The sequence below is a fragment of the uncultured Microbacterium sp. genome (genome assembly GCF_947488465.1).
In the GTDB taxonomy this organism is placed as follows: Bacteria; Actinomycetota; Actinomycetes; order Actinomycetales; family Microbacteriaceae; genus Microbacterium.
The window spans coordinates 154484-169163 of sequence record NZ_CANKZA010000002.1 but is presented as its reverse complement, the minus strand read 5'-3'; the positions used below and the strand labels follow the sequence as shown (position 1 = coordinate 169163).

13 protein-coding genes and 1 pseudogene are annotated in these 14680 nt (G+C 68.7%); 4 read left to right on the top strand and 10 right to left on the bottom strand.

The window, feature by feature from the left end; genetic code table 11:
- Nucleotides 1-124: 124 nt before the first annotated feature.
- The 4 genes from dnaK to Q0653_RS05755 are packed head-to-tail and all read left to right on the top strand — an operon-like array spanning nucleotide 125 to nucleotide 4013.
- Nucleotides 125-1987 (top strand): molecular chaperone DnaK, encoded by a 1863-nt coding sequence (dnaK, locus tag Q0653_RS05770; protein WP_298943388.1) that lies wholly within the window; start codon nucleotides 125-127, stop codon nucleotides 1985-1987.
- 9 nt (nucleotides 1988-1996) lie between these two features.
- Nucleotides 1997-2581: a nucleotide exchange factor GrpE gene (locus Q0653_RS05765; protein ID WP_298741231.1), complete on the top strand. Its 585-nt coding sequence runs from the start codon at nucleotides 1997-1999 to the stop codon at nucleotides 2579-2581.
- Nucleotides 2582-2595: 14 nt separating this feature from the next.
- Nucleotides 2596-3588, top strand: coding sequence for a DnaJ C-terminal domain-containing protein (locus Q0653_RS05760; RefSeq protein WP_298943386.1), 993 nt, complete (start codon nucleotides 2596-2598; stop codon nucleotides 3586-3588).
- Between the two features lie 5 nt (nucleotides 3589-3593).
- On the top strand, nucleotides 3594-4013 hold the full coding sequence (locus Q0653_RS05755) for a MerR family transcriptional regulator (RefSeq protein ID WP_298740872.1): 420 nt from the start codon (nucleotides 3594-3596) through the stop codon (nucleotides 4011-4013).
- A gap of 237 nt (nucleotides 4014-4250) precedes the next feature.
- Here the strand turns inward: Q0653_RS05755 and Q0653_RS05750 are convergent.
- The 10 genes and pseudogenes from Q0653_RS05750 to Q0653_RS05705 form a co-directional block, all read right to left on the bottom strand.
- A pseudogene (locus tag Q0653_RS05750) lies at nucleotides 4251-4667 on the bottom strand (DUF2252 family protein); the annotation flags it as partial.
- Between the two features lie 338 nt (nucleotides 4668-5005).
- Nucleotides 5006-5950, bottom strand: a complete 945-nt coding sequence (locus tag Q0653_RS05745; RefSeq protein ID WP_298943383.1) for an NAD(P)/FAD-dependent oxidoreductase — start codon at nucleotides 5948-5950, stop codon at nucleotides 5006-5008.
- The gene (locus Q0653_RS05740) at nucleotides 5947-7305 is read right to left on the bottom strand and encodes an FAD-dependent oxidoreductase (protein ID WP_298943381.1); all 1359 of its coding nucleotides are present in this window, start codon (nucleotides 7303-7305) and stop codon (nucleotides 5947-5949) included. The genes Q0653_RS05745 and Q0653_RS05740 overlap by 4 nt, the downstream gene beginning before the upstream one ends.
- Nucleotides 7306-7378: 73 nt before the next feature.
- On the bottom strand, nucleotides 7379-8197 hold the full coding sequence (cobA, locus tag Q0653_RS05735; protein ID WP_298943380.1) for a uroporphyrinogen-III C-methyltransferase: 819 nt from the start codon (nucleotides 8195-8197) through the stop codon (nucleotides 7379-7381).
- Nucleotides 8194-9078: an ABC transporter permease gene (locus Q0653_RS05730; RefSeq protein WP_298943379.1), complete on the bottom strand. Its 885-nt coding sequence runs from the start codon at nucleotides 9076-9078 to the stop codon at nucleotides 8194-8196. Before Q0653_RS05730 ends, cobA begins: the two co-directional genes overlap by 4 nt.
- Entirely contained in the window at nucleotides 9068-9922 is an 855-nt protein-coding gene (locus Q0653_RS05725; protein ID WP_298943377.1) for an ABC transporter ATP-binding protein, read from the bottom strand. The genes Q0653_RS05730 and Q0653_RS05725 overlap by 11 nt, the downstream gene beginning before the upstream one ends.
- A 26-nt stretch (nucleotides 9923-9948) precedes the next feature.
- Nucleotides 9949-11244 carry a GTP-binding protein gene (locus Q0653_RS05720; protein WP_298943375.1) on the bottom strand — a complete coding sequence of 432 codons (1296 nt, stop codon included), beginning with the start codon at nucleotides 11242-11244 and terminating at the stop codon, nucleotides 9949-9951.
- Nucleotides 11244-12161, bottom strand: coding sequence for a sulfate adenylyltransferase subunit CysD (gene cysD, locus Q0653_RS05715; RefSeq protein WP_298943373.1), 918 nt, complete (start codon nucleotides 12159-12161; stop codon nucleotides 11244-11246). Before cysD ends, Q0653_RS05720 begins: the two co-directional genes overlap by 1 nt.
- Nucleotides 12158-12901, bottom strand: coding sequence for a phosphoadenylyl-sulfate reductase (locus Q0653_RS05710; RefSeq protein ID WP_298740854.1), 744 nt, complete (start codon nucleotides 12899-12901; stop codon nucleotides 12158-12160). Before Q0653_RS05710 ends, cysD begins: the two co-directional genes overlap by 4 nt.
- Entirely contained in the window at nucleotides 12898-14598 is a 1701-nt protein-coding gene (locus tag Q0653_RS05705; RefSeq protein WP_298943910.1) for a nitrite/sulfite reductase, read from the bottom strand. The genes Q0653_RS05710 and Q0653_RS05705 overlap by 4 nt, the downstream gene beginning before the upstream one ends.
- Nucleotides 14599-14680 lie beyond the last annotated feature (82 nt).

Genomic DNA, 14680 nt, shown 5'->3' with positions numbered 1-14680 from the left:
AGCCGTATCAACTTCACTTGACACGGCACCCCGACGTGCGTATCTTGGATTTCGGACGAACTTGAGTCACCACGACTCAATGTCCGAAGACTTCTCCAGATCCGTTTCACGAAAGGAAACACACATGGCACGTGCAGTGGGTATCGACCTCGGTACGACGAACTCCGTTGTCTCTGTCCTCGAGGGCGGCGAGCCGAAGGTCATCGCCAATGCCGAAGGATTCCGCACGACCCCCTCGGTGGTCGCGTTCACGAAGGACGGCGAGGTGCTCGTCGGCGAGACCGCCAAGCGCCAGGCCGTCACCAACGTCGACCGCACGCTGACCTCGGTCAAGCGTCACATGGGCACCGACTGGAAGACGCAGCCGATCGACGGCAAGCAGTACACGCCGCAGGAGATCTCGGCCCGCATCCTCCAGAAGCTGAAGCGCGACGCCGAGGAGTACCTGGGCGACTCCGTGACGGATGCCGTCATCACCGTTCCCGCGTACTTCAACGACGCCGAGCGTCAGGCCACGAAGGAAGCCGGCGAGATCGCGGGCCTCAACGTCCTGCGCATCATCAACGAGCCGACCGCCGCAGCCCTCGCCTACGGCCTGGACCGCGGCAAGGAAGACGAGCTCATCCTCGTCTTCGACCTCGGTGGCGGCACATTCGACGTCTCGCTGCTCGAAGTGGGCAAGGACGACGACTTCTCGACCATCCAGGTGCGCTCGACCGCCGGCGACAACCGCCTCGGCGGCGACGACTGGGACCAGCGAGTCGTCGACTACCTGATCAAGCAGTTCAAGGACACGACCGGTGTCGACGTCTCGAACGACAAGATCGCGCTGCAGCGCCTCAAGGAGGCTGCCGAGCAGGCGAAGAAGGAGCTCTCCAGCTCCACGTCGACCTCGATCAACCTCCCGTACCTGTCGCTGACCGACTCCGGCCCCGTCTCGTTGTCTGAGACGCTGACCCGGGCGAAGTTCGAGGACCTCACCAAGGACCTGCTCGACCGCACCAAGAAGCCGTTCGCAGACGTCATCCGCGAGGCCGGCATCAAGGTCGCCGACATCGACCACATCGTGCTCGTCGGTGGATCGACGCGTATGCCCGCCGTCGCTGAGCTCGTCAAGAGCGAGACCGGCAAGGACGCGAACAAGGGTGTCAACCCGGATGAGGTCGTCGCCGTCGGCGCGGCCCTCCAGGCTGGTGTCCTCAAGGGTGAGCGCAAGGACGTTCTGCTCATCGACGTCACTCCCCTCAGCCTCGGCATCGAGACCAAGGGTGGCATCATGACCAAGCTCATCGAGCGCAACACCGCCATCCCGACCAAGCGGAGCGAGACCTTCACGACCGCCGACGACAACCAGCCGTCGGTCGCGATCCAGGTCTTCCAGGGCGAGCGTGACTTCACGCGCGACAACAAGCCGCTGGGCACGTTCGAGCTGACCGGCATCGCGCCGGCGCCTCGCGGCATCCCCCAGGTCGAGGTCACGTTCGACATCGACGCGAACGGCATCGTCCACGTGTCGGCGAAGGACAAGGGCACCGGCAAGGAGCAGTCGATGACCATCACCGGCGGTTCGTCGCTGGCGAAGGACGACATCGAGCGCATGGTGCGCGAGGCTGAGGAGCACGCTGCCGACGACAAGAAGCGTCGCGAAGCCGCCGAGGTTCGCAACCAGGCCGAGACCCTCGCCTACTCGATCGACAAGCTGATCAAGGACAACGAGGACAAGCTCCCCGAAGACGTGAAGACCGAGGTCCAGGCCGACGTCGACGCACTGAAGACCGCGCTCGCGGGCGAGGACGACGACGCCGTGAAGACCGCGTTCGACAAGCTCAACGCGTCGCAGGGCAAGCTCGGCGAAGCGATCTATGCCTCGTCGCAGGCTGAGCAGGCTCCGGATGCCGGTGCCGAGCAGCCCGCCGATGACGCGGCCCCGTCTGACGAAGACGTGATCGACGCGGAAGTCGTCGACGACGAAGACGAGAAGAAGTAAGAGAATCGGATCATGACGAAGGACTTCGAGAACGAAGTCCCCGGTGATGAGGGGTCGGAAGCGAACGCTTCCGGCCCCGACTCGCAGGGGGAGACGAACGGCGACGACGGGCTCACGGTCGAGGACATCCTCGATGCGACCCAGACCGATGAAGCGGCCGTGGCCGACGCATCCGAAGAAGACCGCGATCTGTTGCTGGACCTCAAGCGCCTGCAGGCCGAGTACGCCAACTATCGGCGGCGTACAGAGGAGCAGCGCGAGGTCGAGATCGAGCGCGCCAAGGGCTCGGTTGCAAAGGGTCTGCTGCCCGTGCTCGATGACCTCGACCGCGCCGACAAGCACGGTGACCTGACTGAGGGCTCACCGCTCGCGGTCATGGCGGACAAGCTCCGCGCGGTCGTCGCGAAGCTGGGCGTCGAGACGTACGGCGCGGCGGGTGACGCGTTCGACCCGCAGCAACACGAAGCGATCTTCCAGGCACCGACACCCGGTGTGGAGACCGCGACGATCCTCGAGGTCGTCGAAGTGGGTTACCGGCTCGGTGGGATCGAACTGCGTCCGGCGAAGGTCGTCGTGGCCGTTCCGGCCGAATAGTCGGGAGGAATCACATGGCCAGCCAAGACTGGTTCGACAAGGATTTCTACAAGACGCTGGGCGTCAGCAAAGACATCACCGATGCCGAGTTGAAGAAGACCTACCGCAAGCTCGCGCGCACGTATCACCCCGACCAGACGCAGGGCGATGCGAAAAAGGAAGCGAAGTTCAAAGAGATCAGCGAGGCCTACTCGGTGCTCTCCGACAAGGAACAGCGCGAAGAGTACGACCAGATCCGGGCGATGGGTGCGGGCAATGCACGTTTCCAGGCGCCGGGATCGGCCGGTGGCGGGTTCGAGGACGTGTTCAGCCGGTTCGGTCAGGGACGTGGCGCTCCGGGCGGTCAGCAGGCCGATTTCGACGACCTGTTCGCGATGTTCGGTCAGCAGGGCGGGGGCTTCGGCTCCGGCCGGTTCGGCCAGTCGACCGGCGGCTTCCGAGGCAACGGCGGACCGCAACGCGGCGCCGACGTCACCGCACGGACAACGCTCGACTTCCAGACCGCGGTGCGGGGAGAGACCATCAGCCTCGCGGGCGAAGACGGCAAGCCGTTCAAGGTGAAGATCCCTGCGGGGGTCGCCGACGGGCAGAAGATCCGCTTGCGTGGCCGTGGTCGGCGCTCGCCCGATGGTGGGGAGTCGGGTGACATCGTCGTGAGCGTGTCGGTGCGTCCGCATCCGGTCTTCACACGCGACGGGCTGAACCTGCGGGTGACCGTGCCGGTGACCTTCACCGAAGCGGCGCTCGGCGCCACGATCGAGGTGCCCACGCTCGGCGGAGAACCGGTGAAGCTCCGGGTCGCGCCGGGTACCCCGTCGGGCCGCGTGCTGCGGGTCAAGGGCCGCGGCGTCGAGACGTCCAAGGGCACCGGAGACCTCCTCGCCGAGGTTCAGGTGGCCGTCCCGTCGCATCTGGACGATGCGGCACGCGCCGCTCTCGAGCGGTTCCACGAGCTGGAGCCGGCCGAGAACCCGCGCGCCGACCTGATGGCGAAAGCGCGCGAGTAGTGGTCATGGCCGACGAGGTGGACGAGGAGACGCCGATCTTCGCGATCACGGCTGCGGCCGAGCTGTCGGGGATGCATCCGCAGACCCTCCGGCAGTACGACCGCCTCGGCCTCGTCGTGCCCGGCCGCACGCAGGGCGGATCACGCCGCTATTCGCTGCGCCATGTGAAGCAACTGCGCGAGGTCGCGGCGTTGTCGGCCGAAGGCATGAGCCTGCCGGCGATCTCGCGTCTGATCGAGCTCGAGAACGAGAACCGTGCGCTCCGGCGCCGGATCGCACAGCTCGAGACCCGGGTTCGGGAAGAGCTCGAACAACGGTCACGGGTGTTCGCGGCCGGGGCCAGCGGCTCGGTGGTCTCGGTCCGCCACGGCACGCGCGTGCGCCGGGCGACCGAGGTCGTGCTCTGGCGCCCTGAGCAGGACTGACTCTCGGGAGCGTCCTCGCCGGCCGCCGGGAAACAGGTGGCGCGATCGACGGCATCCGCCGCCCCCGGCGGGCAGAATGTGCCACCTACTCTGGTCGGCCGACGCCCCGGAGCGGGAGATGAGGCTCGCGACGCCGGGTGGGACGTCTTGCCGGCCGTGCTCGACCAGGACGCTCGGCCCCGCCTGCTTGACCTGCAGAAGCAGCGGATGACCGCCGGCATCCTGAAGCACGGTGATCTAGCACCGGGTGCCGACGCTCCCGACGCCGACCACGCGCCGCACGGTGTCGGACGGGGTGAACTGCTGCAGCAGCAGCCGGATATCGGCGTTCGTGGTCAGGCGGTACGCGTCGATTGCCGCCTGCACGCGCGCGGCGAGGTCGGGTTCGAGGTGCGTCATCGTGGGCGGGGTCTCGATGAAGCGCAGGAGGCCATCATCGCCCCGCTCGGTGAGTCTGCGCACGGCGCGCTCGCCGGTGCGCTTCTGCGCATCGCGCAGGGCCGCCTTCACGACGTCACGACTGCGCTTGTCGAGTGCCTTGTTGCGCCCGGTCACTTCGTAGTGCGGGAAGTAGCGTTCGAGGGGGCTCCGCGCGACGGCCGTCGCCATCGCCCGGGCGTAGGTGCTCACGGCGCCGCGAGCGGCCGCATCCGTGACACGTTCATCGCGCGCGGATGCTTGTCACGCGATCACGATGCTCGTCACGAGACGTTTGAGATCCGACCGGCTCGATGAGCTCGCACGCCTGGGATGGCGCGTCATCCGAGTGAACAAGTCCCATCGAGGGCCCGCTCGCACGCGGCAACTTGCCCGCACCCGCGAGGCCCTCCTGGCCCGCGGGTGGCAGCCTGGCACCCCGTCGTCGTGACGGCTCCCCGGGCGCGAGCCGACGCCAACTGCCGTCTGCATCCGGCGCCCACGGCAGACTGCGCCGGCTCGCAGCCACAGGGAAGGAAGGGTGGGAGGGGGAAGGAGGGTGGGAGGGGGGAGGGTCAGTGGGTGGTGCGCACACCGACCATGTCGTGGACCATCACGGCGGCCGCGCGCGCGCCTTGGCCGGCGGCGACGATGAGCTGCTGCGGGCCGGGGGCGGCGGCATCGCCCGCGCCGTACAGTCCCGCGATCGTGGTCCGGCCTGAACGGTCGACCAGCAGGTGGCCATCGCTATCGCGGCGAACGTCGAGCCCGGCGAGGAAATCGAGAGCGGGCTCCCAGCGCGGGCGGACGAAGCCGCCGGCGATCGGAATGCGGGTGCCGTCCGTGAGCAGGATGCCGCTGACCTGGCCGCGGTCGCCCTCGAGGTCTGCAATCGGGCGCCGCTCGACGACGATGCCGGATGCCGCGAGCTCGGCCTCTTCGACGGTGTCGACGACGCCGGCGCCGTTCGTGAAGACCGCGAGGTCGTCGGTCCAGCGCGCGAGGAGCCGGGCGCGGGCCGGAAGGTCGGGAGTCTCGCCGATCAGGGCGAGCGGTCGGTCTTGCAACTCCCACGCGTCACACGCGGCGCAGCTGAACAGAGTCATGCCGTAGAAGGAGCGCAGGCTCGGGACCGCTGGCAGTGTCTCGCGCAGACCTGTTGCGATGAGCACCGAGCGTGCGGACACCACGCGCGGCTCGCGGGAGCGGCCGGATTGCAGAGTGGCGGTGAAGCGGGCGTCGTCCCCGGCATCCGCTTCCGTCAGCGTCGTGACGCTCGTGCGGTCGAGGACCCGCACCGCCGGATACACGTCGAGTTCGGCGCGGGCGAGTTTGCGCAGTTCGATCGGAGAGATGCCGTCGCGCGTGAGGAAGCCGTGCGAGCGCAGCGTGGCAGCGTTGCGTGGCCGTCCCGTGTCGGCCACGAGAACCGAGGTGCGGGCGCGGGCGAGATTGAGGGCGGCCGACAGGCCGGCCGGTCCGCCCCCGATGATCAGCGCATCGACCGAGGTTTCGGTCACGACCGGGCGAGGCTGTCGGCGCGCGAGATGTCGACCTGCTCGTCGCGCGGAACGACCTTGACCCGCTCGCGGGTGTGCCGGTGCGACGAACCGAGAGCGCGCTCGTGCGCATCAAGCGCGAGCCAACCATGCCAGGTCGTGAAGGCGACCTCCCGCTCAGCGAGCACGTCGACCACGTCGTCATCGATGACGGGCGAGGCCAGCACTCCGGCGCTCGCATCGGCGACCAGGTGCGCGATCGTCTCCATCGCGTCGGACTTGGTGTGGCCGATGAGCCCGACGGGTCCCCGCTTGATCCAGCCGGTCGCGTACAGGCCGGGGACGTCGACGACGCGGCCCTCCACATTCGGAATCACCCCGCGTGTGTCGTCGAAGGGTGCATCGATCACGGGAGTGCCGAAGTAGCCGACCGCCCGATAGACCGCCTGCACGGGGATGTCGCGGATCTCGCCGGTGCCGCGCACGACACCGTCGTCGCCGACCGCGGTGCGTTCGAAGCGCAGGGCCTCGACGCGCTGGTCGCCGAGGACGGCAACCGGCGCGTGCCAGAAGTGCAGGTGCAGGCGACGGCGCGCGCCGCTGAGCCCCCGGGTCCGCCACGCCTGGAACGTCCGCAGAATCACCTTGAGTTGGTTGCTGGAGCCGGCGGCGAGTTCGAGCGCCTCGAAGTCTTCGTCGGCGAGGACGATGTCGACGTCCGGCACCTCGCCGAGCTCGCGCAGCTCGATCGGGGTGAACTTCACATCGAGTGGGCCGCGACGGCCGAACACGTGCACGTCGGTGACGGCGGATGCTTCGAGCCCGGCGAGCACGTTGTCGGGCACCTCGGTCGATCGGAGGTCGACGGCGTGCTTGGCGAGCACGCGCGCCACATCGAGGGCGACGTTGCCGTTGCCGATCACGGCGACCTCCGCCGCATCGAGCGGCCACTCGCGCGGGACGTCGGGATGTCCGTCGAACCACGCAACGAAGTCGGCGGCACCGTAGGAGCCCGGCAGATCGATGCCCGGGATGTCGAGTGCGGCATCCCGGATCGCGCCCGTCGCGAGGATGACGGCGTCGTAGCGCTCGCGCAGGTCGTCGAGCGCGATGTCACGGCCGACCTCGACGTTGCCGAGGAAGCGGATGGCGCCGGCATCCAACATCTCGTGCAGCGAGGTGACGATGCCCTTGATGCGCGGGTGATCGGGTGCCACGCCGTACCGGATCAGGCCGTAGGGCGCGGGGAGCGAATCGAACAGGTCGATCGAGACCTGGCCGCCGGTCTCGCGGACCGAGTTGGCGAGGATGTTGCCCGCATAGATGCCGGCGGGGCCGGCGCCGACGATCGCGACGCGCAGGTTCAGAGAAGTCACAGAGGTGTCTTTCGGTGTGAGTGGTTCGAGGGCCAGGTGGTTCGCTCCGGCGGGCCGGATGCGGCCACATCTGTCACGTGGACAAGCGGGTGGCCAGGCCAGCGGTGTGCTGTTCTGACACAGCCAGCGCCGAGGCGGCGAGTTCGGCCGGAGCGAAGGGGCTGAGACGCACGACATCGCCGACGACGACGACGGCGGGGGAGCGGATGCCGCGCGCGGCCGCCTGTGCCGCGATCGTGCCGAGGGTGCCCACTGTGACCCGCTGACGCGGGCCGAAACCGTCTTCGATCACCGCGATCGGGCAGTCCGCGCCGCGCTCGCCGCGGGCGAGAGTCAGTGCGGAGTGGCCGAGCGTGCCGACACCCATGAGGAGAACGACCGTGTGGTCGCTTCCCCCGCCGAGCGCCACGATCTGGTCGTGGCCGGTGACGACGGTGAAGGCCGTCGCAAGCCCGCGGTGTGTCAGGGGGATGCCGGCAAGAGCGGGCACGGAGATCGCGCTCGTGATGCCCGGAACGACGACGACCTCGATGTCTGCCTCTTGGCAGAACGCGAGTTCTTCCGCGCCGCGACCGAACACGTACGGGTCGCCACCCTTGAGGCGCACGACGTTCTTGCCCTCGCGGGCGAGGTGCACGAGGAGCGCGTTGATGCCGTCCTGCGGCACGGCGTGATGACCGGGCAGCTTGCCGACGTCGATGACCTCGGCGCGAAGGTGCACGCCGTCGGCGGCGAGCCCATCGAGGACACCCCGGGCGCCAAGGCGGTCGGCGACGATCACGTCGGCGGCCTCGAGCGCGCGCAGTCCACGCACGGTCAACAGTCCCGCGTCGCCGGGGCCGGCACCCACCAGGGTCACGCGCCCGGTCATGAGAGCGATCGATTGATTCATTGAGTCCCCCCGGGAGTGAGCCCGCGGCGGCGCAAGACGCGCCGTTCGATCGGCGCCAGCACCGCGAGTTCCACGACGATGCCGATGATCAGAATGACGAAGATGGCGGCCAGCACGCCCGCGAGGTTCTCTGCGGCTCTGCTCTCCTGCAGGAGCGCGCCCACGCCCGCGCCGAGCGAGCCGCCGACCGCGATGATCTCGGCGGCCAGCACGCCGCGCCAGGCGAATGCCCAGCCCTGCTTCAGTCCCGCCAGGTATCCCGGCAGCGCCGCGGGGAGCATGACAAGCGTCGCCTGCTGCAGCGGTCCGGCGCCGAGCACGCGGCCCACCCGCCGCAGCTGCGGGGAGACCTGGTCGCATCCCGACAGGAGACCGTTCACGATCGAGGGGACCGCGCCCATCAGTACGACGAAGTAGACGAGCGCATCTGTCATTCCGAACCACAGGATCGCCGCCGGCACCCAGGCGACCGACGGCAGCACCATGAGGCCCGAGACAACCGGTCCGATCGCGCGGCGCAGCGGTCGCACCTCGGCGAGCAGCACGCCGAGGAGGGTGCCGACCACGATCGCGATCGCGAAACCCGCCAGCCCGCGGCCGAGGCTCGTCGTGACCGCGGCCGGCAATACGCCCGATTGCCACGATGCGCCGACGGCGCTCCAGACGGCGCCCGGAGTGGGGAGGACGTCGGGCGGGAGCTGCCACAGAACGACGGCGAGCTGCCAGACCACGAGGAGCGCGACCAGAAAGATCAACGGAGGCAGCACCGAACGCGTTGCGCGTTGGAGGGCGCTCGTGCGCACGGGCTGGTTCGTCTGCAGACGATCGAGTCCCGCTTCGAGGCTGCGCAGGTCGTCGGCGGAGATCGTGTCACGAGGCATTGCGACGGATCTCCTTCCGCAGGTGCGCCGTGATCTCGACGGCGAGAGCCGCCACCTCCGGCGATTCGATGCGGCGGTTCTCGGTTTTCGCGATTCGCCATTCCCGCGCGATGCGACCGGGTCGACTGGAGAGCAGGACGACGCGTTGGCCCAGTCGCGCGGCTTCACGCACGTTGTGCGTCACGAAAACGATCGTGCGGCCGGTGGCACGCCACACGCGCTCGAGTTCGTCGTGGAGGAGGTCGCGGGTGATGGCGTCCAGGGCGGCGAACGGTTCATCCATCAACAGCACGGGGCGATCCTGCGCGAGCGCTCGTGCCAACGCGACGCGCTGGCGCATCCCGCCGGAGAGCTGGTGCGGGCGCCGAGCTGCGGCATCCGCGAGGTTGACGGTATCGAGCAGGGCGAGAGCGCGCTCGCGGCGGTCAGCGCGGGCGACTCCGCGCAGCCGCAGGGCCAGCTCGACATTTTGCTGCGCGGTCAGCCAGGGCATGAGTGCGGACTCCTGGAACATCACCGCGGCGCCCTGGGCGGGAGTAGTGATCGTGCCCGCGGTCGGCGCATCGAGTCCGGCGATCAGGTTGAGCAGCGTCGATTTGCCGCAACCGGAGGCGCCGAGGAGGCAGACGAACTCTCCGGGCGCAATGTCGAGGGAAATGTCGTCGAGGATGACCGGACCGGCGCCGAACCGCTGGGACACGTGCTCGACACGGACGATCGGTGCCGGGGCGGGGGTGGCAGCACGCGCGGGTCCGCTCTCGTCGAAGCTCGGCCCCAATCGCGGCATGACCGGTGCGGCCCTGACTGGTGTGGGTCCCGCCGGAGTGGGGAAAGGAGCGCTCATGGTGGTTTGCCTGCTGAGGTCGATGATCAGTCGCGCACGATACCGGCGGCGAGTGTCGCGCCGTCGGACGGATGGATGACCAGGAACGAGCCGCCGGCGCGGGTGTGGCTGTACCGCTCGAGCGGGAGGTCGCTCGCGAGGCGCAGGCGTGCGTGGCCGATGTCGTTGACGGCCAGGGCGTCTGCGCTCTCGTGGGCCAGAGAGTCGAGGTTGTAGCGTGAGTCGATCTGCGTGACGATCGCCTGCACCGTCGAGGTGCCGTGCTTGATGAGCACCCGGGCGCCGGTGGTGAGCGGGCGGGCATCGAGCTGAAAAAGCTCCGCATCGACCTCACGGGTCGCGACCGGGAGTGTGCCGACCGCCGCGATCACGGTGCCGCGCGCGGCATCGACGTCATCGGCCAGTTGCACGGCAACCGACTGCGGCGCGACGGCCATGTCGACCGGAGCGCCGGCGACCGACAGCCCGGTCACGGTGGTGCGGATGCCGGAGGGAAAGACCTGCACGGCATCGCCGACCCGCACGGTGCCCGATGACACCCGGCCGGCCGAGGCGCGGTAGTCGCGCAGCGACTCGACGTCTGCCTCACTCACCTCGGGTGAGAGCCCGCCCTGCGGGCGCAGCACGAGCTGCACCGGCAGGCGGAAGTCCTCGAGCACGGATTCGAGTTCGTCCTGAGCGGGGAGGGTCTCGAGCAGTTCGAGCAGGGCAGGGCCCTCGTACCAGGGTGTCCGCTCGGAGCGATTGACGATGTTGTCGCCCTCCAGAGCCGACACGGGCAGCACGTGCACGTCGCTGATTCCGAGCTCGGTGGTTACGGCCTCCACTTGAGCGGCGACGCCGGCGAACGCCTCCGCCGAGAAGCCCAAGAGGTCGATCTTGTTGACCGCCACGATGACGTGCGGCACGCGCAATAGTGCCAGCACGGCGAGGTGGCGGCGGGTCTGCTCGAGCACGCCCTTGCGGCCGTCGACCAGCACGATCACGGCGTCGGCGGTGGTGGCACCGGTGACCATGTTGCGCGTGTACTGCACGTGACCGGGGCAGTCGGCGAGGATGAAGCTGCGGCTGCCGGTGGAGAAGTAGCGGTAGGCGACATCGATCGTGATGCCCTGTTCGCGCTCGGCGCGGAGGCCGTCGGTCAGCAGGGCGAAATCGAACGAGCCGTGCGCGAAACCGCGTTCCGCGGACGTCCGGGCGACCTGCTCGAGCTGGTCGGCGAGGATCGCCTTCGAATCGTGCAGCAGCCGGCCGACGAGGGTCGACTTGCCGTCATCGACCGATCCGGCGGTCGCGAAGCGGAAGAGCGTCGGCGTCGTCATCAGAAGTACCCGTCTTTCTTGCGGTCTTCCATCGCCGCTTCCGAGATGCGGTCGTCGGCACGTGTCGCTCCGCGCTCGGTGAGCGTGGAGACGGCGATCTCCGCGACGATGTCGGTGAGTGTCGCGGCCGGCGATTCGACCGCTCCGGTGCAGCTCATGTCGCCGACCGTGCGGTAGCGGACGGTGCGGCGTTCGACGGTTTCGTGGGGCATCGGCGGTGACACGTCGCCGACGGCCCGCCACATGCCGTCACGGGAATACACCTCGCGCTCGTGCGCGAAGTACAGCGGCGGCAGGAGAATGCCCTCGCGTTCGATGTAGCGCCAGACGTCGAGTTCGGTCCAATTCGAGATGGGAAAGGCCCGCACGTGCTGGCCGGTCGTGTGTCGGCCGTTGTACAGGCTCCAGAGCTCGGGGCGCTGGTTGCGCGGGTCCCACTGGCCGAACTCATCGCGGAGCGAGATGATGCGCTCTTTGGCGCGGGCCTTGTCTTCGTCGCGGCGTGCGCCGCCGAAGACGGCGTCGTGCGTGCCGGCGGCGATCGCATCGAGCAACGGAAGGGTCTGCAAAGGATTGCGTGTGCCGTCGGCGCGCTCGTGCAGGCGGCCGTCGTCGATGTAGTCCTGCACGCGCGCGACGTGGAGGCGGATGCCGAGGCGTTCGACCGTCTCGTCACGGAACGCGATGACCTCGGGGAAGTTGTGTCCCGTGTCGACGTGCAGCACCGGGAAGGGGACCTTGCCGGGGAAGAACGCCTTCGCCGCGAGGTGAAGCACGAGGACCGAATCCTTGCCGCCCGAGAACAACAGCACGGGCCGCTCGAACTCCGCGACAACCTCGCGGATGATGTGGATGGCCTCGGCTTCGAGCAGATCGAGGGTGTCGAGGCGTGTGGGGGTGATCGCTGGAGCGCTCATTCGTGCAACCCGCATTCTGTCTTGGAGAGTCCGGCCCAGCGGCCCGAGCGCGGATCGGCCCCCGGCTCGACGCGGGCCGTGCAGGGCTCGCATCCGATCGAGGGGTACCCGTTGCTCACGAGGAGATTGACCGGCACCTGGTGATCGCCGGCGTAGTCGAGCAGGTCATCGAAGGTCCATGCCGCGACCGGATTGACCTTGACGAGCCCGTTGCGCTCATCCCAGGTGACCAGAGGAGTGGTGGCACGCGTCGGCGCCTCCTCGCGGCGCACACCGGTGAACCACACCTCGTATCCGCTCAACGCGTCCTGGAGCGGGGCGACCTTGCGCCGCGCGCAGCACAGGGCCGGGTCGCGCGAATACAGCGCGGCGCCGAAGGTGGCATTCTGCTCGGCCACGGTCTGCTGCGGAAGCACATCGATGATGCGCACATCGAGCGCGCGCTGCACCTCGTCACGGGTGAATCGCGTTTCGGCGAAGTGGTAACCGGTGTCCAGGAACAGCACGTCCACACCGGGAAGCTGTTCGGCCACCAGATGTGGCAGCGCGGCGTCGGCCATCGAGCAGGCGACGGCCGCGGCATCCGAACCGAAGTGGCGGGCGACCCACGCGACGACCTCGGCGGGCGTTGCTTCGCGATCCGTCATCGATCCGAGCTCGATGTTGCCGGCTTCGGCGAGGGCCTCGAGTTCGGCAGTCGAGCGCTTGACCTCGATACGAGGGGCGAGGGAGACGCTCATACCAAGGCTTCTTCCTCGGCGCGATGCGCCCAGTGGGCGAAGGTTTCGTCGGACGCCTCGTCGCGATCAGCGAGGAACCGCTTGACGACGCGTTCGGTGTAGTCGGCGATGCCGTCCGCCGGCACCTTGAGGCCGCGAACCGTCCGGCCGAGTCCAGCTTCGTCGCGGTCGGCGCTGGCGAGCCCGCCGCCCAGGTGCACTTGGTAGCCCGGCACCTGCTCGCCGTCGATCGTGACGAGCTGACCCTTGAGCCCGATGTCGGCGGTCTGGATGCGTGCGCACGAGTTCGGGCATCCGTTGACGTGCAGCGAGATCGGATGCGGGAGCTCGAACTGGTCGAGCCGCTTCTCGAGGTCGACGACCGCTGCCGTGGCATAGGCCTTCGTCTCGACGATGGCGAGCTTGCAGAACTCGATGCCGGTGCACGCGATCGTTCCCCGGCGGATGAGACTCGGTCGCGCCTGCAGCCCGAGCTCGTCGAGCCCGGCGATCAGGGACTCGACGCGATCTTCGGGGATGTCGAGGATGACGAGCTTCTGATGCGGGGTGGTGCGCAGGCGCGTCGAGCCGTGCGCTTCGATCAGGTCGGCGAGCCTGCCGAGGTTCGGCCCCGAGACACGACCGACGATCGGGGTGACGCCGACGTAGAAGCGGCCGTCCTTCTGGCGGTGAACCCCCACATGGTCGCCGTGAGCCAGGGGCTTGGGCGCGGGCGGGCCGTCGGGCAGTGCGTAGCCGAGGTACTCGTCCTGAAGGATCTGGCGGAACTTCTCGGGGCCCCATTCGGCGAGCAAGAACTTCAAACGCGCCTTGTTGCGCAGGCGCCGGTAGCCGTAATCGCGGAAGATCTGCGCGACGCCGTGCCAGGCATCCACCACCTGGTCGGGCGTGACGAAGACGCCGAGGCGCTCCCCGAGTCGGGGAGCGGTCGACAGGCCTCCGCCGACCCAGAGGTCGTAGCCGATGCCGAGCTGAGGATGGTCGACGGCGACGAAGGCGACGTCATTGATCTCGTGCACGACGTCCTGGCTCGGGTGCCCGGTGATCGCGGACTTGAACTTGCGGGGGAGGTTCGCGAGCGACTCGTCGCCGATGAAGCGTGAGGTGATTTCGTCGATCTGCGGGGTCGGGTCGATGAGCTCGTCGGCGGCGATGCCCGCGACGGGGGAACCGAGCACGACACGCGGCACATCGCCGCACGCCTCGGTGGTCCCGAGGCCGACGGACTCGAGGCGCCGCCAGATCTCGGGCATCGATTCGACCTCGACCCAGTGCAGCTGGATGTTCTGCCGATCGGTGAGATCGGCGGTGTCGCGCCCGAACTCCATCGAGATGCCAGCTATCACGCGCAGTTGCTCCGTGGTCAGCTGGCCTCCGTCGATGCGCACGCGGAGCATGAAGTACTCGTCTTCGAGCTCGTGCGGCTCGAGCTGCGCGGTGCGCCCGCCGTCGATGCCCGGCTTGCGCTGGGTGTACAGACCCCACACGCGAAAGCGTCCGTGCAGATCCGTCGGGTCGATCGAGGCGAATCCGCCCTTCGCGTAGATGTTCTCGATCCGGCTGCGTACCGCCAGGCCGTTGTCGACCTGCTTCCACTCTTCGTTGCCGTTGAGGGGAGCCGTGCCGTCGATCTTCCACTGGCCGTTCGGCCGCGATGACGGGCGTGGGGCGCGCGCGCGGGCGCCTTCACTCGCGATGCGCGCGGCGCGAGACGCCGCGGCCTCGCCGGTCGTCGCGTCGTTGATGGTCACATCGCCTCCCGGGGGATCCCGTCTTCCG